Origin of the sequence: Streptomyces coelicoflavus, from assembly GCF_045041415.1 — a bacterium.
Taxonomy (GTDB): domain Bacteria; phylum Actinomycetota; class Actinomycetes; order Streptomycetales; family Streptomycetaceae; genus Streptomyces; species Streptomyces coelicoflavus.
In genome coordinates this window covers 972,259-990,302 of sequence record NZ_CP108218.1, presented here as the reverse complement: position 1 = coordinate 990,302, position 18,044 = coordinate 972,259, and the positions used below count along the sequence as shown (strand labels likewise).

Below are 18,044 nucleotides of genomic sequence, written 5' to 3'. Positions count from 1 at the left end.
TCGTTGAGTCCTGATCATCGATGCTTGTCAGGAACGAGCGCCCGGCGGCGTCGTCACCACCGGGAACCACGCGCCTCCCGCGTTCCGCTCCGAGTCCCGATCCGCGGTCGTCTGCACGAAGACCGGGGACCTACGGGAGCTACAGGGGCTGCACGCTGATGGACCACGGCCCGTCCGAGCGCGCGTAGATGAGGCACGGTCCGGTCAACGGCACCTCGCCCCGCCAAGGCCCGACGTGGTTGGCCAGCTCGTCGAGGAAACCGTTCCCGTCCCGTTCGAAGGTGTCGACGAGGAAATAGCCGCCGTCCTCGGCCCGCGGGTCGCCCTCGTGGCAGAGCGAAGCGATCCCCGGGCCGCCCTCGTAGCGCAGCACGTCCGAGGCGGGGCACCGCGCAGGCCCGTCCAGTACCGATGCGCTCGACACCGCGGTCGCTTCGATCGTCCACGGTCCGTCCGCCTGGACTCTGAGGGCCCGCACTGGCCTGTCGTCGGCGTTGACCAGCGCCCGGCAGGCAAACGGCCCGTCCGTGTAGGCGAGTTGGCTTTGGGAGTGCAGGCCGGCGTCCAAGGCGTCCACGACGAAGTGGCCCCGGCCTCGATGGGTGATGTCCAGGATGACCGCCTCCGCGAACGTCGCCATGCGTGCGACCTGGTCACTGTCGCCGCCGATCCGCTGCAGCGCCGGGCCGCCTGGGCCGGGCGGTGGAGGTGCTTGCCCGGGCACGCTCTCACTCTTGACGACACCGGAGAGCGGCACCACACCAGCGGGCCGCTCCCGCTGCCCCCGATCCCGCTGGAACCACTTCACGGCCTGCCCCCTTGTTCCCATCGCGCCCCTGCGCAGTATGTCACCCGGGGTCATCACTGTCCCGGCGTGGCGGCGGGGTCGCGATCGCCGACGTCGTGGAACCCCAGTCGGCGGTTGAGTGCACCCGTGAGACGAGTGACCGTGGTGCGGGGAAGCACCCGCGACGCCCAGACCCCGGCGCGCTGGGACGCGCGCCCGGGGAAGGAGACGGCCCGGCCCCGGGCGAAGTCGTCGAGCGTTTTGGCGGCCACGTCGGAGGGGGCATCCGTGAACTTGGGGTTCATGGAGGCGGTCGTCCGCTCGAAGAACCCCGTGGCGGTGGCTCCCGGGTGGGCCGCCATCACGCGTACGCCGGTGCCGCGGACCTCCTCGGCGACCGCCTCGGTGAACGAGAGCACGAACGCCTTGGTCGCGGCGTAGCTCGCCTGGTACGGCATGGGCTGAAAGGCAGCGGTGGAGGCGATGTTGACGATGCCGCCGCGGCCGCGTTCGACCATGCGGGCACCCAGGAGGTGGACCAGGCCGACCAGGGCGGTGACATTCACCTCCACGGACTGGAGATTAGGGCCGAGGGGACGGCCGAGGAAGGGCCCCACGGCCCCCATCCCGGCGTTGTTGACCAGGAGATCCACGTTCAGACCGAGCCCGTCGACGGCATCGAGGACTCCCTGCGGCGATCGCCGGTCGGCCAGGTCCGCGGCGATCACGTCGACGCGGACGGAATGCGTGGCCCGGATCTCGTCGGCGAGGGCGTGCAGCGCGTCGGTCGAGCGGGCGACAAGGACCAAGTGAGCGCCCCGGGAGGCGAGTTCGCGTGCATAGGCCTCGCCCAGCCCCTTGGAGGCGCCGGTGACCAGGGCGGTGGTGTTCGTGTAGTCGTGCATGGGTGAGTGCTTTCTGTGCGACTGAAGGAAGTGCGACTGGAAGAAGGCATGGCGCGGCCCGCAAACAGATACTTCGAGCCTCGAACCAATCCGTCGACCCTCAACATACACTTCGAGCCTCGAAGTAAATAGGCGTACGATGGGCCCATGACGCGAAGCACCCTCGAGGCGGCGGTGGCGGCGAACCACGAGCTCTTCATGCAGACCGGCGACCGGATCGAGGCCGTCCTGGTGGAGCACGGCCTGACCCCCGCGACCGCTCAGGCCCTCTGGGCCATCGACCCGGGCGAGGCACCGCCCTCGATGAAGACGCTGGCCGGCCGCCTGTACTGCAACGCGCCCAACCTCAGCTTCGTCATGAACCAGCTCACCGACCGCGGCTTGGTCGAACGCTCCGCCGACCCCGCCGACCGCCGCTCCCGCGTCGTGGCCCTGACGGACGACGGGCGCCGCGTGCGGGCGTCGGTCATCGAGGCGACGCTGGCGCTGACTCCGTTCGCACGGCTCGGGGACGACGAGTTGCGCCGGCTGGTGGACCTGCTGGGAAAGGCTCTCGACCCGGCTGAGGAGAGGGCCTGAGGTCAGGCGGCACGGCCGCGCGCGGCACCGTCGTGGGGTGGGTGAGGTGCGTGAGGCGCGTGAGGTGATCGGCGACGAGTTGTCTCGATTGCTTCACGGTGCTGTCGCGGTTGGGATCTGGCGGTGGGAGCGGCCCGGGAGCCCGGCTAACGTTCCTGGTCGCAGAGGCGTACGTCCGTGTGTTCGGTACGGCGTGGGCCTTCCTGTTCGGGTTCCTGCACTGACACATCACGGGGGTACGGCACATGGCTAGGCAAGACGACACATCGGACGACAGAACACCTGGGGCGTTCGGTCCTCCTTCCCGGCGGCGCGTACTGCGGTTGGCCGGCGGCGGCCTCGCGCTGGTGGCGCTGACCGCCGGCACGGTCGGCTGCGACGAGGATGCCGTGGACGTGGAGGAGCCGGGAAGCGCCGGCGGTGACGAGCCGAAGGGCGGCGGCGAGGGCTCCGGCGACGGTGGCGGCGCCGGCGAGAAGGGCCGGGCCCCCGAACCGCTGTGGACGAAGCCGACCTCGGCCGAGACCTACGGGGACAACGACGAGTTGGTGGCCGCGGGCGGCGTCGTGATCGCCAGCGGCAGTCCCCTGGCCGCCCTCGACGCCGCGACCGGCGGGCAGAAGTGGTCCCTGCCGGGCGGCGCGGTCCCCGGCGCACCCCTGCTGCTCAGCGAAGACACCCTGTATCTGGCCAGCAGCGAGTACGACGGCTCCGTCATCGGATACGCCCCGGCCTCCGGCAAGGAGACCTGGCGCAGCCGGCTGGGCAAGGAGTACCGGCAGCCACGACCGATCGCGGTGGACGAGGAGCAGGTGTACGTCATCGCCGAGATCCTCGAGGAGGACGGCTCGTCCAGGACCAACGTCATCGCCGCCCTCAACAGCACCACGGGAAGGGTCGCCTGGAAGGAACAGCGCGACGTCGGCACCGAGCAGAACGGCATCCACGCCGCCGTCCGGGGCCGCCACCTCGTTTACACCGACTTCAAGAAGAACCTCACCGTGCGCGACACCGCGAGTGGCGGGCAGGTGTGGACGCACAAGACGACCAAGACGAACTACGGCTTCTTCGCCGTCCACCAGGACCTGGTCATCGTCCCCCAAGGGAACGTGCTCCAGGCATTCAACCTGGCCGACGGCAAGGAGAAGTGGTCCCTGGAAGCGTCGGACGGGGCCCTCTTCCGCGAACCGGCCGCACTGGAGGACGTCCTCTACGTCGCCGACAGCGCCAGGACCATGCGGGCCGTGGACCCGCGCACCGGCAAACAGCTCTGGAAGTCCGAGGCCCTCGCGGACGCGGGGCTCCAGGTGCCGCGGCAGTACGTCAAGGCGGGCAACACCCTCTACGGCGCCACGGACCTGGACAAGCAGGGCGGCATCATCGCCATGGACGCGAGGACCGGCGCCGTGCGCTGGACGTTCAACGACAAGACGGGCGACTACCACGCCTGGCTGGTGGCAACGGACGGCAAACGCGTCTTCGCCCTGCACGGCAAGAAGCTGCACGCGCTGCCGGTGTGACGCGGGCAGGAGTGACGGACAGATCCGCCCAGCACTGGGTGGGTCGCACAGACAGTGCCCGCCCGGGAGGCTGAGGTACAGACAGTGGCGCACGCGCGTGCCACGCGGCCCGCGGCCACGATCCGCCGCGAGCAGCGCCGCGTGCGGTCGTACCGCGGGCTGCCGAACCATGGTCATGCCGCCGCATGCGTGATGGCCGAGGCGGCAGGTAACCTCGGACCCATCGTCAACGCGGCCCGACGGGCTTCCGCTCCACCCCGGTGGAGTCTCGAAGGACATGCCCCCACCCGCACGAGTCACTTCGTGCTGCCTGGGGGAAGTCCTTGCTGTTCCGCGAGTCCGCCGCGTCGATCGCCGCGAGGGCGCTCGACAGCTCGCTCTATCTGCACCTCACCGAGCAATTCATCCATATGCATGGATACCGGCCGGGCCCTGCGGAGCTCCGCTCGTGGGAACGGAGCATCCCCGCGCTGATGGCGGCTCTCAACGATGCGGGGCTCGGCGACGTAGAGGTCATGCTGGAATACGCGCTTCCGCTCAACAGCAAGCGCGCCGACGCCATACTCGCCGGAGTGCACCCGGCCACGGGGGAGCCGTCCTACGTTGTCGTGGAGCTGAAGCAGTGGAGCCAGGCCCTCCCCAACGAGGACGACTCCACGCTGTGCCATGTGGACGCGTACGCCCACCCGGTCCTCAACCCCATCGAGCAGGTGCGGCGGTACTGCGAGTACCTGGTCAACTTCAACGGGGCCGTCGCGGAATACGGGCACCGGGTCAGCGGGGTGGCGTTCCTGCACAACGCCACCGAGTTCGGGGTGACCGGCCTGCGCGAGATCGAGCGTGACGGCCACGGTCTGCTCTTCACGGGGGAACGACGAGGCGCTCTCCTCGACTACCTCCGCACGAAACTCAGCGACAAGCACTCGGGCGCTCGCGCAGCGGACGAACTGTGCGACGGTGTCAAGGTGCCCTCGAAACAGCTGATGACGGTGGCTGCGGAGGAGGTGCGCGAGCGCACGCAGTTCGTACTCCTCGACGAGCAGCAGGTCGCATACCGCATGGTGCTGAATGCCGTGCAGAAGGCGAAGAACGCCGACCGCAAGGAAGTCGTAGTCGTCACGGGCGGTCCGGGAACGGGCAAGAGCGTCATTGCCCTCCAGTTGCTCGGCGAGTTGTACCGCCGTGGTGTACCCGCGCTGCACGCCACCGGGTCCCAGTCCTTCACGAAGACGATGCGGAAGGTCGCCGGAGCCCGCAAGCGAGAGGTCCAGGACCTCTTCAAGTACTTCAACAGCTTCATGACGGCAGAGAAGAACAGTCTGGGTGCTCTGATCTGCGACGAGGCCCACCGCATCCGGGAGACCTCGGCCAACCGCTACACCCGGGCCGCACTCCGTACCGGCAGGGCTCAGATCGACGAACTCATCGATGTCGCCTACGTACCCGTCTTCTTCCTGGACGAGCATCAGGTTGTGCGTCCCGGTGAGATGGGCACCGTGGCGGACATCAAGGAGGCTGCCGCGAGACGGAACATCCCTTGCCACGTCGTCCCTCTGGACAGTCAGTTCCGCTGCGGCGGCAGCGACGCCTACCTGCGCTGGGTGGTCCGACTGCTCGGCCTCGAACCCGGTGGGCCCGTTGTCTGGGAACCCGACGATCGGATGCGGTTGCTGGTCGTCGACAGTCCGCAGGAGATGGAGGCATCCCTTGAGGCGCGTCGCACCCAGGGCTACGGCGCACGTATGTCCGCCGGCTACTGCTGGCCCTGGTCGCCGGAACCCAAGCCCGGAAATCCCCTCCCGACCGACGTGGCCATCGGCGACTGGGCCCGCCCCTGGAACCTGCGCGGTGACCGCTCCGTCTCCGGTGCCCCGCCAGCCGCCCTGTGGGCCACCGACCCGGCGGGCTTTGGCCAGGTAGGTTGTGTTTACACCGCTCAGGGCTTCGAATACGACTGGTCCGGTGTCATCGTCGGCCCAGACCTGTTGTGGCGAGGCGACCGCTGGGTCACTGACCGTACGGCGTCGAAGGACCCGGTCTTCAAGAAGTCGACTTCCGACGACGACGTCGACCGCCTGATCCGCAATACCTACAAGGTGCTGCTGACGCGGGGCATGGTCGGCACGGTCGTCTTCTCGACGGATCCCGAGACGAGGGAGAAGCTGCGTCAGCTGGCGGGGTATTCGACTCGGGACTCCGTTTCGGTCTGACCGTTTCCGCCCGCTAAGATCCCGATACCGGTTGCGGCCCGACGGGCTTCCTGCATGGACACGCCCCCACCCGCACGAGTCACTCGTGCTCTGGGGGATCCTCCTCGTGTCCATGCTCCTGCTGCGATTAGCGGCGCGGGACCTGCTCGCTCTGAACGCCCGGCACCGCCTGGTGCCCCACCTCGCGGCTCGCTGGCTGCACTTCGAGCGGGGTGATGCCTCCGAGGGCGAGCGCTCTGCGTGGGCGCGCAGTCTCGTCTCGCTGGCGGAAGACCTGGTTGCTGCCGACCGCGGCAACGTCGAGATGATCGTCGAGTGTTCGCCCACCGTGGACGCGTCCGACGGTGCGGCGAGAACGCACGGTCAGATCGACGTGGTCCTCGTGGGCAGGCATCCCTCGGAAGGCACCCTCTCCGTGCAGCTCGTCGAGCTGAAGCAGTGGTCGTCGGTGACGAGGGTGGAAGCCGCGACCGCCGATCTCGTGTATGTGGAGGGGATCGAGGAGCCCGTCGCCCACCCCGCCCTTCAGCTCGGTGACTATCACGCGTTGTTCACGGGGCCTACCGGCCCACTGAACGGATTGCAGTTCGAATGCGGTGGATTCGCCTATCTGCACAACGCCACGGATGAATCCGTCCGGCCGCTACTCGGCGCCCACGCACCCACGGGACCCTGTGCCCACACGTACACGAGCGACACCAGAGAAAAGCTCCTCAAGGACTTACAGCGTCACTTCACCGACGAGGACGACTACTCGGCGGCCGAGTACATCCTGCACCGGATGAACCTGCGGAACACTCCGCTGCTCGACGCCATGGTCAAGTCGAACGGTGAGGACACGGTCTTCACCCTGAGAGGCCGGCAGAAGAAGGTCGCCGACGAGGTCCTGGAAGCCTCGGAACTGATCCTGGACCCTCCGGATCGGGAGGCGCTCGTCCCCCGTCCGCAGCGTGCCGTCTTCCTGGTCACCGGGGGAGCAGGCACCGGAAAGAGCGCCATCGGACTTCAGCTGCGAGCTGATCTTGAAGCCGCCGGCCGAACGGTGAAATATGCGAGCGGGTCGCGGGCCTTCAACGCTGCGATCAAGGAAAACGTCGGATACACCGAGGCCGAGTTCCGGGAACGCTTCGCGTACTTCAGCAACTTCGTGAACCCGCCGGAGCCACCGTTGGACGTCCTGATCTGCGACGAGGCGCATCGGTTGCGGGACATGTCCAAGAACTGGCGGCTGCCTGCGGAGAAGCAGGGCACCAAGCCACAGGTGGACGAACTCCTCGAGGCGTTCCGCCTGACCGTGTTCTTCCTGGACGGGGCCCAGACCGTGCGCCCCTACGAGGTGGGCACGCCGGAACTCATCGAAGACGCGGCGCGTCGCCACGACGCTGTCTTCCGGCACTACCGTCTGACGGAGCAGTACCGGTGCGGAGGCAGTGACGCCTACATCCGCTGGGCCCGCGCACTGCTCGGTGTGTCACCGCAGAAGGCGTACGGGTGGGTCCCGGACGGGCTCATGCACATCGAGGTCGTCGATACGCCCGATGAGATGGAGCGCATCGTCCGCACCGAGTTCGATGCGGGGGCGACCGCCCGGATGGTGGCGGGATACTGTTGGCCCTGGAGCAAGCCGGACAAGGGCAAGAACCTTGAGAACGACGTGCGTATCGGTGGCTGGCACCGCCCGTGGAACGCGTCGAGTGAGTCCTTCTGCGCCAACGGCGAGCCGCCGTCGAGGATATGGCCCGTCCACGACGCCGGGATCGGTCAGATCGGCTGCGTCTACACGGCTCAGGGGCTCGAGTGGGACTGGTGCGGGGTAATCATGGGGGACGACATGGTCTGGCGCACCGACCGCTGGGTGTTCCAGCGCGGTAAGCAGCGCAAGGACCCGGTTGCCGGGGTGAAGCGGGTGGCGAAAGCGGGGTCGCTCGATCCGAAGGTGCGCACGAGCACGCTCGACGACGATGATTTCGCCCGGTGCGTCCGCCACGCCTACCACGTCCTGCTGACCCGGCCGAGTCGGGCGACCGTGCTCTACTCCACTGACAAGGAGACCCGGCGGCACCTCAGGGAACTGGTCGGAGAGACAGACGTGCACGGGCTTCGGCCGACCCAGGAGTCCATCCCGCCCGAGTTGAGGGTCACCCGCCACGGCGGGGGCGCGCGGGGCCGCAGGGCTCGGCGCGCATGGAACAAGGCTAAGCGGAAGAGCGAGATGATGTTGTTCTGAGTGCGCGGCTGCATGTGGAGTGGCGGGCCTTCCCGGGAGCCCGCCACTCGCCTGCTTCAGAAGAGCAGGTGCGCTGCCGACATCATGGCGGCCACCAACAGGTTGGCGACCACGTTGACGGCGACGTTCGCCAGGATCTTGCGGAGCCGGGCGTAACGCGCAGGCTGGTACTCGACAGGGTCCATGGATGACCACTCCTTGGTGGTGAGCAGGAATGGTGGGGGACGGCCCACCGGGCATCCGCTCACACACCGCACGCACGCGTACGGCGATACACCACCACTGCTCACATGCCGCCGAGAGGCACACGGACTCCGCACTCGTACCCCTCCGGGAGGATGCGCAGCACAAGTCACTCTACTTCACACACAGTTGTGCGGTTCTCTGGGCCAGGACATGTACTCGCCACCAGACCGTCCTCCCGACGGGACGGCAGGATCGCGCTCGGCGCTCCCGCGTTGTCAGCTGGGTAGTGTCGGGCAATGAACGCTGAATCCGGGCTCAATTACGTACGCGTGGGTCTCTGCGCGCACAAGCAGGGCCTTGGACGGATTTGCTTGGTTCAAGAGCATTTACAGCGCGGGTGATGGCGGAGAGTGTGTCGAGGTCGCCGTCCGCCCCCCCCCGCCAGGGTCCACCTCCGTGGCTCAAAGGACGCAGCCTGCGTCGTCGCACTCGCCGTACAGCCAGCAGCGTGGACCGCGTTCGTCGGGCTCACGGCACTCTGACTGGTCGGCGCCGATCGCAGTGCCTTCCTGCGGGCATACGCCCCCGACGGCTGGTATGACGCCCACCGTCCGGTCAGACGCGCCCCGATCTCGGCGGAGTTCGGCTTCCCGGCCGAGGGGCCGACATCGCGATGGGAGCCGGCCCGTATGTCACCGGCACTCACAAAGGGAGCTCTCAACGGGGCTGACGCTGTCCGGCCCTTGTGGCGGGAAACTACTGTAGGTTCCTGCCATGAAGCAGGGTAAAGAGGTCGAGAACCCCGAGTCGCGGTTCTCCGCGGTGCTGCTGGCAGCGGCAAAGCTCCCGGGTGTGCGTATCAACAGGGAGGCGTACCTCAGAAGTGCGCTCGCTCAGCACTGCTCCGAGGATGACATCCGAAGGGCGATAGAAGAGACCCCCGCTGCGGCGGGCATCCCCGTCGAGGTTCTCGACAAGGTGGCCAACGACTCCATCCGTTTCGAAACCGGCAAGGTCAGCGCTCTCTCCGCAGCTGCCGGCATACCTGGCATCCTCGCGCTCCCCGTCACTGTGCCCGCCGACGTTGCCCAGTACTTCGGCCACATGGTTCGTATCGCGCAGAAGCTCGCCTATCTCTACAGCTGGCCCGATCTGTTCTCGGACGAGGGCGATGACGTCGACGACGCGACCATGGGAATGCTCACGCTGTTCTTCGGAGTGATGTTCGGCACCCAGTCGGCGAACGCCGCCGTGGGGAAGGTCGCCGGGATGATGTCGAAGCAGGTCGCCAAGAAGCTGCCCCAGAAGGCACTCACCAAGGGCGTCGTCTACCCGGTGGTGAAGAAGGTCGCGGCCTACCTCGGCGTCCAGATGACAAAGCAGTCCTTCGCGAAGAGCGTTTCGAAGGCCATCCCCGTGGTCGGGGCCGTTGTCTCTGGCACGCTCACTTTTGCGACCTACCTCCCGATGGCCAAGAGGCTCAAGAAGCACCTCTCCGGCCTGCCGCTGGTGGAACCGTCAGAACAGGTGACGGACAAGGAGTTCGTGGAAGGCCAAGTCGTGGAAGAACATGAGCCTCTTGCCACGGCACACGCTGAACAGCCGGGAGCGGACGCGACTGCCATCAAGCTGGAGGAACCCACGTCCTGACGCCGCGAGCACTCTCCTGACGGCCGAAGTGGCAGCAACACGGCGGACGCTCTCGCCGCCGGGAGCGGTGATCTGCTGGCGTGAGGGTTGCGCCATCACCCCGCCCGCTGATCACTGCGGCCCGCGACGACCAGCCGGAGCACCGGACACCCGCGGCGGCCCCAGGGGCACAATCTCCCGGTCGAAGAATTCGCATAACCCTCCACCACGGTCATACAAATCATCGAACCCGGAGTTCGTTTCCCGGATCAGTGAGCGCGAGCCTGCGCGCCGGCATGCTCGCCGTGGCCGCCGACCGAGGGGCGGACGACGATGAACTGCTCGCCGCACGCAATGGCCTCAGACCCGCAGCCGATCTCGACCGGTCCGCCGAACCCTGGTTACTGGTCCTGGACACCCGTGCGTGACGCGCATGCGACGGCAGAGGCGATGCCGAGGCCACGACGTCCGGAACAGCCGCGGCAGGAACCCGTGCCATCTGTTGCGGCGGACAGGAACGGACGGCCGGACGTGTTGCGGGCGGAGGAGCACCCCACCCCCGCACAGACAGCCGGTGCCTTTGAGTTGTTGGCCGAAGGATCGGGAGAGGACCCGCTGGAGCGGCTCCGCGTGGTTCTCCGACACCTCGACGAAGAGAACGCGGTACTGCCGACATCCCTGTTCCACAAAGCCGTACGGGAGGCGGAGGACTTGGCACAGCTGACCGGCAGCCGCTTCCTGCCACCCCAGGTGTCGCAGCGCCTGAACCACTGGCGTACCGTGCTGCGTCAGCATTTCGAGGTGCCGACGCCCGACTCGCCACCGCGTGAGGTGTTCGACCGACTGGCCGACGAGTTCCGCGCCGTCCATGGCGCGGGGGACCGGCACTGGCCAAGCGTGTCCGCGGTGCGATGGCCGCGTCTACGCCCTGCGCCTCTCACCCCAGGACGTCGGCGGACGAATCCCTCAAGGCACTCCGGCGCCTCCACGATCTCGGCAGCCGCAGGGTCAGGGTGACCACGGCAGCGACCCGCTGCCACTCTCGATGAGGCCGACCGGATCCGTCACGGACTCGACAGCCCGTTGCCGGAAGCGGTCACCGCGGGACTGAGGCGATGGCGCGGAAACCTTCGGCATCGACTGCGGGTGGAGCACGGCGACGGCGGGCCCGTCCCGACGCCAGGGCCACCGAGCCCGTTCCCTATGGGAGACGAACAGTCTCCAGGCTGGACAGAGAAGCGCTGACACCGCTCGTCGTCGGCGTGCGCGGCCTTCTGCAGGACGCCGCACGCCGTGGAACGACGGTGACTTGGGCGGGGAAAACCGCCCCGGAGGTCGGGGCGGGGAACTGCCCTACCTGCATCCGTCCGGCTGAGGGGAGACCCTGGTCCTGGTCGACCGGGAGATGCCGACGGACGAGCCTTTGGTAGCTGGTGCCGACCTGTCGCCGCACGCCCCGTACCGCCACGTCCGCTACAGCCTCGGCCGGGAGCGCTGATCGTCCGCCCCGGTATCGACAGGCGGCGTGAGTACCGAAGCGGAGTCGTGCTCCGTGGAGTACGTGAGGAAGCCCAGGTGGGCCTCGTAGCGGTCGAGGACGTCGTCGATGAGCTGTTGGGGGGACAGGCCCATGAGGTCGTAGCCCTCGGAGCCGGTCTGGGTGAACACCTCGACCCGGTAGTAGACGTCCGTCTGGCGGGACACGCGGCCGCCGAAATTCGGTACCGGGGCCTCCACCGCCTGCACCCGGTACTGGAAGTCGCGGTGTTCGGGGATCGCGACCACCAGCGCGTGGCCGGTGACGTCGGTGTGCTCGTCCGGGACCGTGGCCAGCGTGGCCCCGTAGCCCTGCTTGCCGAACTCGCGGACCACGTCGGCCAGGGCCGGCTGCACGGTGCGCTCCATGAACTGGGCCACCTGCTTTCGCGAGGCGTGGGAACGCATCCGTTCCAGCCGTTGGCGCCAGGTGCGCTCGGGCACCTGGCCGCCGTGTGCCGCGGCGGACGGCCGGCGCAGGAACCGCCCCTCGCGTTCGGCTCGTTCCATGCGCAGGGCCTTGGAGAAGGAGGCCATGACCAGCCAGGCGATGACCGTGACCGGCAGGGCGAAGATGAGGGTCGCGTACTCCATGGTGGTGACTCCGCCGGCCACCAGCATCGCGATGGTGAGCAGTGCGGTGAGCACCGCCCAGAAGACGCGCAGCCACTTCGCCCCGTCCTGGGACGGATTGCGGATGGTGGAGGAGAAGTTGGACATCACCATGGCGCCGGAGTTGGCGCTGGTGAGGTAGAAGAGCAGGCCGGACAGGGTGCCCAGGCCGATCAGGAAGTTTGCGCCGGGGAACATCTCCAGCAGCGCGAACCAGCCCTTCTCGGGGCTGTCCATGGCCTGCTGGGCGAACTCCGTGTTCCCGTCCAGGACCTGGCGCATGGCGCTGTTGCCGAAGATGCTCACGATGAGGAAGTCGCAGAGCACCGGCGCGGTGACGGCGGCGATGACGAACTCGCGCAGCGTGCGGCCGCGGGAGATGCGGGCGAGGAACAGGCCCACGAAGGGGCCCCAGGCCAGCCAGAACGCCCAGAAGAAGAGGGTCCAGCCGGCCATCCACTCGGAGCCGCCCTCCTGGTAGGCGAAGGTCTGGAGGGTCCGGTCCGGCAGGGTGAAGACGAACCGGCCGATGTTCTCCACGAGCGCGTTGAGGAAGAAGGCGGAGTCGCCGGTCACCAGGATGTAGAGCAGCATCGCCGCCGCGCCCCAGATGTTCAGCTCGGAGATCAGGCGGATGCCCTTGTCCAGGCCCGAGGTGCAGGCGGCGATCGTCATGATCACGGCCACGACCACCAGCGCGATCTGGAGGGTCAGCCCCTGCGGGAGGCCGAACAGCAGGGAGAAGCCGACGTTCAGCAGCACGACGCCGATACCCATGGAGGTGGCGACACCGAAGACGGTGCCGACCAGGGTGACGATGTCGATGGTGTCGCCGATCCCGCCGCGGACGCGCTTGCCGAGCAGCGGGTAGAGGGCGGCGCGGATGGACAGCGGCATGCCCCAGCGATAGGCGAAGTAGCCCATGGCCATGCCGAGCAGGGAGTACACGGCCCAGCCGGCCACGCCGTAGTGGAACATCGTCCAGACCACGGCGTCCTGGGCGGCCTCGGCGGTCTGGCCGTTGCCGGTCGGCGGGCTCATGTACTGGCTGATGGGCCCGGTGACCGAGTAGAAGAGCATGTCGATGCCGACGCCGGCGGCGAACAGCATGGCCACCCAGGTGAACAGCTTGTACTGCGGCCGGGAGTGGTCGGGGCCGAGGCGGACGGAGCCCTGCTTGGACAGGGCGACCCACAGGACGAACCCGATCACCACGGTGACGGTCAGGACGTAGAACCAGCCGAGGTTCTCCGCGATCCAGGCGACCATGGTCCGCATGGTGCCGGCGGCGTGGTCGGGGGCGATCATGGCCCAGAGGGAGAAGGCGACGACGACGGCCGAGGCGATGACGAAGACACGTCGGTTGACCTTGGGCCCCGGCTCCTCGGCGAGTGCGGCGGGGGCCTTGCTGAGTTCGTGACTGGAGCGGGGAGGGCGGTTCTCGGGTTCCTGGCCGTGGTGCCGGCGTTCCGTGCCGCCGAGGCCACGACGTTCGAGCGGGGTCTTGTGCCGCTCACTCTCGGGGCGTGGCGTGTGCGCGGCTTCCGGCATGCGGTCCTCCTTCTGTCGGGTACGAGGTCAGGCGGGCGTCGAAGGTGAGGCGGACAGCCCGCGGCCTCGATCCGGACAGAAGGGGAGAGGCCGTACGCGGTGGGCACTCTCACGTCGGCGGCTACCCGGCCCATGCTAGGACTCCGGGCAGAATGATCTTTACCAAAGACCGGGCAGGCGATGCGGTCCCGGGCGCCCTCGACCACCGCCGTCGCCCCTCATCGCTTGCGGATACGCGGAGTTCAGCCGGGGGTCGCTTCCCGCCCGGCGGAGAGGGTGTGCCCAATCTCACCGCGCAGTCCGGCCGGTGCGACGCAGGCGACCGGCGTTTCGGCTTAATGCATATGATGCGCAAGTGCATGCTTTTGACTACACGCTCCGGACCGCCGGCCGCGCCGATCTCGACGGGGCTCGCGCCGTCATGCTCGACACCGTCTACCGCGACTTCGGGACCGGTTACGTGCCTCGGTGGCACCGGGACGTCATCGATCTCGAGGGCGCGTATCTGAGGCCGGAGCGGCACACCCTCCTCGTCGCCCTGGACGCCGGCGGCGAGGTCGTCGCCACCGGTGCCCTCGACTCCCGCGGCCCCGCACACCCCCCGAACCCCGCGCACGTCGCCGAGCGGTACCCCTCCGGTGTGACCGCGCAGCTGCGGCGGGTGTACGTGCGGCCCGGGCATCGGCGGCGTGGGCTCGCGCGTCGACTTGTCGATGAGTTGCTCGCTTTCGCCGTCGCCGACGGGGGATACCGGGCCGTCTATCTGCACACCGACCCCGCCGTCGCCGGGGCCGAGCCGTTCTGGCGGTCGCTGGCCAAGGTGGTGCACGACGAGCGGGAGGACGCCGGGGGCGGGCAGGGGATCGTGCACTTCGCTGTTCCCCTGGGATGAGGTGCGTATGGAAATCGTTTTCATGTAATCTTCTGTCCGTTCCCGTCCGCACTCCCGTCCCGTACCTGATCGATCCGAGGACCATGCGCTCCCACCGCCGCTCCCGGCTGCTCGCCCCCTTCCTGCTCGTGCCGCTCACGGCCGGCTGTTTCGCGTCCGGAGGCGGCGGCGACTCCGCGTCCGGTGACGGGAAGGACCGCGACGGCGCCCGTCTCCGCGTCGCCCTCGCCTTCCCGCCCGCCGAGAACCTGTCCCCGTACGGCGCCGACGCCACCCTGCTCAGCCGGCTCGGGGTCACCGAGGGACTCACCGCCCTCGACGCCAACGGGTCCGCGGCGCCCGCGCTCGCCGAGTCCTGGCGCCGGGACGGCGACAAGACCTGGGAGTTCACGCTCCGCGACGCCACCTTCCAGGACGGCGGTGCCGTGACCCCCGCCGCGGTCGCCGCCTCCCTCACCCACGCGACCGACGCCAAGCCCGCGCCCGCCGCACTCGCCAGTGTCACCCTCGACGCCAAGGCGAGCGGCGACCGGGTCGTACGCGTCACCACCGCCGAGCCCGACCCCGTGCTGCCCCTGCGGCTCTCCAGCCCCAGCCTCGCGATCCTCTCCAAGGAGGCCTATGGGAAGGGCAGCCGGGTCGACCCCGTCGGTCACGCCACCGGCCCCTTTGAGCTGACCGAGGTCAACGGCGCCACCTCCGCCTCCCTCGACCGGTTCGACGACTACTGGGGCGGCCGCGCCCAGGCCTCCGGCATCGACGCCCGCTTCATCGCCGACGGCACCGCCCGCGCCAACGCCCTGCGGACCGGCGAACTCGACATCGCCGAGGCCGTTCCCGTCGCCCAGGCGGCCTCGCTCGACGAGAAGACCCGGCGCGACACCGCCACCACCCGGACCACCAGCCTGCTCCTCAACGCCTCGTCGGGAACCTTCAAGGACGCCGGGCTGCGGGCCGCCGCCCGCGCCGCCCTCGACACCTCCGTGTTCGCCAAGGACGTCTACGAGGGGTACGGCGATCCCGGTGCCGGCGTCTACGGGCCCGCCGTCACCTGGGCGGAGGGCAAGCGGACCGCGCCCGTCGGACGGGCGGCGGCCAAGAAGCCCGGCAGCGGGGACACCATCACCCTCGCCACCTACGACAACCGGCCCGAGCTGCCCGAGGTCGCCCAGGTCGTCAAGCAGCAGCTGGAGAAGGCGGGGTTCACCGTCGAGCTCACCGTGCGGGAGTACTCGCGGCTCGAAGGTGACGCACTGGACGGGAAGTTCGACGCCTTCGTACTCGCCCGGAACACGCTCCTCGACACCGGTGACCCCGTCGCCGTCCTCGCCAGCGACTACACCTGCGACGGCGGGTTCAACATCGCCCAGCTCTGCGACGAGGGCGTCGACCGCGCCGTCGCCGACGCCGAGAAGATCGCCGACACCGCGAAGCGCCAGGACGCCGCCATGGCCGCCGAGGCGCGCATCCTCGGCAGCGACGCCGTCGTGCCGCTCGTGCACCAGCGGATCATCACCGGTGTCGCCGACTCCGTGCAGGGCGTCGTTCTCGACCCGTACGAGCGCACCCTCGTCGGCACCGGCACCCGGCGCTGAACCGTGTGGCAGCGGGTGACGGGCGCCGGGTGGCGGATACTCCTCGCGGCCGGGCTGGTGTGCGGGATCGGGCTGCTGCCCTGGCTCACGCACACCGACCCCGCCCACACCGTCCTCAAGGCGCGGTCCGCCGAGCGCGAACCCACGCCCGAGGTGCTCGCCGACATCCGGCGGCAGCTCGGGATCGACGGCGGGCCCCTGCACGTACTCACCGGCTGGCTGGGCGGGCTCGTGCGCGGGGACGCCGGGCAGTCGTGGATCTCCGGCGCGGACGTCCTGCCCGACGTGACGCGGGCGCTCGGTGCCTCGTTGCTGCTCATGGGTGTCGCGCTGCTCGTCGCCGTTCTCACCGCCGGGCTGATCTGCGCGCGCACCCTGCGGCTCGGGGCCCGGCGGCGGCTCGGTGGGCGGCGCGCGGGCGGGAGCCTGTCCGCCGTACTCGCCTCGCTGCCCGAGTTCCTCGTCGCCTCCGTGCTCGCCACCGTCGTCGGGGTGCAGCTGGGGTGGCTGCCCGCGCTGGGCTGGTACGGGCCCCAGTGGACCGTGCTGCCCGCGCTCGCCCTCGGGCTGCCCGCGGGCGCCGTACTGGGACGGCTGCTCGACGATCTGCTGCCCGGTGCCTTCGGCGAGCCGTGGGCTCTGGCCGCCGCGGCGCGCGGGCTGACCGGGAGGTCCATCGCGCGTCAGGCCGTTCGGCGTTGCGTGCCCGCGCTGCTGCCCAACCTCGGGCTGTTCGTCGTCGGGCTGACCGGCGGGGCCGTCGCCGTCGAGCAGGTCTTCGACATCCCGGGCCTCGGGCGCACCACCCTCCAGGCCGCCCTCGCCCAGGACCTTCCCGTGCTCCAGGCCGGCACCCTCGCCCTCGTCCTCCTCGCCGCGCTCGCGACCGGCGCCACCCGCGTCGCCGCCCGGCTGCTCACCGGGCCCGCGCTGCGCGACGGTGCCCTGTCCTCGCTGCACCGGCCCGCCCCGCCCGCCGGGGGACTGCTGCCGCTCCTCTACGGTGCCGTCCTGGTCGCCGTCGTGGGGGCCGGGCTGGCCCGTGATCCGCTCGCCCTCGACACGGGTCAGCGGCTGCGGGCGCCTTCCCTCGACCATCCCTTCGGCACCGACGCCCTCGGGCGCGACCTGCTCGCCCGCGTCGGCCACGGGGCGCTGGACACGCTGCTCCTCGCCGCCGCCATCAGCGCCGCCGCCCTGCTCGTGGGTGTGCTGCTCGGACTCCTGCCCCGGGTCTCCGCGCCGCTCGTCGACACCGTCAACGCCCTGCCGCCCGTGCTCGTCGCCCTGCTCGTCACCGCCGTCGCGGGCAGCGGTGCGGCCACCCCGGCGCTCGCCGTGGGCGCCGTCGCCTGGGCACCGCTCGCCGCCCACACCTCCTCCCTGCTGCGGCAGGAGCGCGCCACACTGCACATCACCGCCAGCAAGGGGCTGGGCGCGGGGCGGGTCCATCTGCTGCGGCACGAACTGCTGCCCGCCGTGCTGCCGCCGGTCCTGCGGCACGCGCTGCTGCGGCTGCCCGGAGTCGCCCTCGCGCTCGCCTCCCTCGGGTTCCTCGGGCTCGGCGCCCAGCCGCCGTCCCCCGAGTGGGGGCTGCTCCTCGCCGAGAACCAGCCCTACGCCGAGCGCGCGCCCTGGGCCGTCCTCGCCCCCGCCGCCGTACTCGCGCTGCTCGGCGCGCTGGCCGTCAGCGCGGCGGGCGGGGTGCGCCGGCCGGCCCTGCGACGCCGTTCACGGGCCGTCACCCAGGGGGCCGACGGGGCCGAGCGGCGGTCCGCCGCGGCGACGGAGAAGGAACCGGCCGGAGCACGATGA

Annotated in this window: 13 protein-coding genes and 1 pseudogene; 10 read left to right on the top strand and 4 right to left on the bottom strand. The window is 69.6% G+C overall.

The window, feature by feature from the left end; translation table 11 throughout:
* Positions 1–139 precede the first annotated feature (139 nt).
* Positions 140–808 (bottom strand): hypothetical protein, encoded by a 669-nt coding sequence (locus tag OHA99_RS04495; protein ID WP_366471374.1) that lies wholly within the window; start codon positions 806–808, stop codon positions 140–142.
* Between the two features lie 53 nt (positions 809–861).
* Entirely contained in the window at positions 862–1,692 is an 831-nt protein-coding gene (locus tag OHA99_RS04490) for an SDR family oxidoreductase (protein WP_366471375.1), read from the bottom strand.
* Between the two features lie 147 nt (positions 1,693–1,839).
* On the opposite strand from OHA99_RS04490, the gene OHA99_RS04485 reads away from it, so the two are divergent.
* The 4 genes from OHA99_RS04485 to OHA99_RS04470 all read left to right on the top strand — a co-directional run bounded on the left by OHA99_RS04485 (position 1,840) and on the right by OHA99_RS04470 (position 8,228).
* The gene (locus tag OHA99_RS04485; RefSeq protein ID WP_153176944.1) at positions 1,840–2,271 is read left to right on the top strand and encodes a MarR family winged helix-turn-helix transcriptional regulator; all 432 of its coding nucleotides are present in this window, start codon (positions 1,840–1,842) and stop codon (positions 2,269–2,271) included.
* Between the two features lie 245 nt (positions 2,272–2,516).
* Positions 2,517–3,791 carry a PQQ-binding-like beta-propeller repeat protein gene (locus OHA99_RS04480; protein ID WP_366471376.1) on the top strand — a complete coding sequence of 425 codons (1,275 nt, stop codon included), beginning with the start codon at positions 2,517–2,519 and terminating at the stop codon, positions 3,789–3,791.
* 323 nt (positions 3,792–4,114) lie between these two features.
* Positions 4,115–6,001 (top strand): DNA/RNA helicase domain-containing protein, encoded by a 1,887-nt coding sequence (locus tag OHA99_RS04475; protein ID WP_405694206.1) that lies wholly within the window; start codon positions 4,115–4,117, stop codon positions 5,999–6,001.
* A 112-nt stretch (positions 6,002–6,113) separates the two neighbouring features.
* The gene (locus OHA99_RS04470) at positions 6,114–8,228 is read left to right on the top strand and encodes a DUF2075 domain-containing protein (protein ID WP_405698896.1); all 2,115 of its coding nucleotides are present in this window, start codon (positions 6,114–6,116) and stop codon (positions 8,226–8,228) included.
* 56 nt (positions 8,229–8,284) lie between these two features.
* Here the strand turns inward: OHA99_RS04470 and OHA99_RS04465 are convergent, their stop codons facing one another.
* Complete coding sequence (locus OHA99_RS04465) at positions 8,285–8,413, bottom strand: DUF6408 family protein (RefSeq protein ID WP_003972354.1); 129 nt, start codon at positions 8,411–8,413, stop codon at positions 8,285–8,287.
* A gap of 358 nt (positions 8,414–8,771) precedes the next feature.
* Here OHA99_RS04465 and OHA99_RS04460 point away from each other — a divergent pair.
* The 3 genes and pseudogenes from OHA99_RS04460 to OHA99_RS04450 all read left to right on the top strand — a co-directional run bounded on the left by OHA99_RS04460 (position 8,772) and on the right by OHA99_RS04450 (position 10,471).
* Positions 8,772–8,956 (top strand): annotated as a pseudogene (locus OHA99_RS04460) (DUF397 domain-containing protein).
* Positions 8,957–9,188: 232 nt separating this feature from the next.
* On the top strand, positions 9,189–10,064 hold the full coding sequence (locus OHA99_RS04455; protein ID WP_366471378.1) for a hypothetical protein: 876 nt from the start codon (positions 9,189–9,191) through the stop codon (positions 10,062–10,064).
* A gap of 251 nt (positions 10,065–10,315) precedes the next feature.
* A complete protein-coding gene (locus OHA99_RS04450) occupies positions 10,316–10,471 on the top strand; it encodes a hypothetical protein (protein ID WP_366471764.1) in 156 nt (51 codons plus the stop codon).
* A 1,045-nt stretch (positions 10,472–11,516) separates the two neighbouring features.
* On the opposite strand, the gene betT is transcribed toward OHA99_RS04450, so the two are convergent.
* Positions 11,517–13,742 carry a choline BCCT transporter BetT gene (gene betT, locus OHA99_RS04445; RefSeq protein ID WP_405694199.1) on the bottom strand — a complete coding sequence of 742 codons (2,226 nt, stop codon included), beginning with the start codon at positions 13,740–13,742 and terminating at the stop codon, positions 11,517–11,519.
* Between the two features lie 355 nt (positions 13,743–14,097).
* Between betT and OHA99_RS04440 the strand changes: the two genes are divergently transcribed.
* From OHA99_RS04440 to OHA99_RS04430, 3 genes are all read left to right on the top strand, one after another.
* Positions 14,098–14,634 carry a GNAT family N-acetyltransferase gene (locus tag OHA99_RS04440; RefSeq protein WP_405694196.1) on the top strand — a complete coding sequence of 179 codons (537 nt, stop codon included), beginning with the start codon at positions 14,098–14,100 and terminating at the stop codon, positions 14,632–14,634.
* Positions 14,635–14,717: 83 nt separating this feature from the next.
* Positions 14,718–16,229 (top strand): ABC transporter substrate-binding protein, encoded by a 1,512-nt coding sequence (locus OHA99_RS04435; RefSeq protein ID WP_405694193.1) that lies wholly within the window; start codon positions 14,718–14,720, stop codon positions 16,227–16,229.
* Between the two features lie 318 nt (positions 16,230–16,547).
* The gene (locus tag OHA99_RS04430) at positions 16,548–18,044 is read left to right on the top strand and encodes an ABC transporter permease subunit (protein WP_405698895.1); all 1,497 of its coding nucleotides are present in this window, start codon (positions 16,548–16,550) and stop codon (positions 18,042–18,044) included.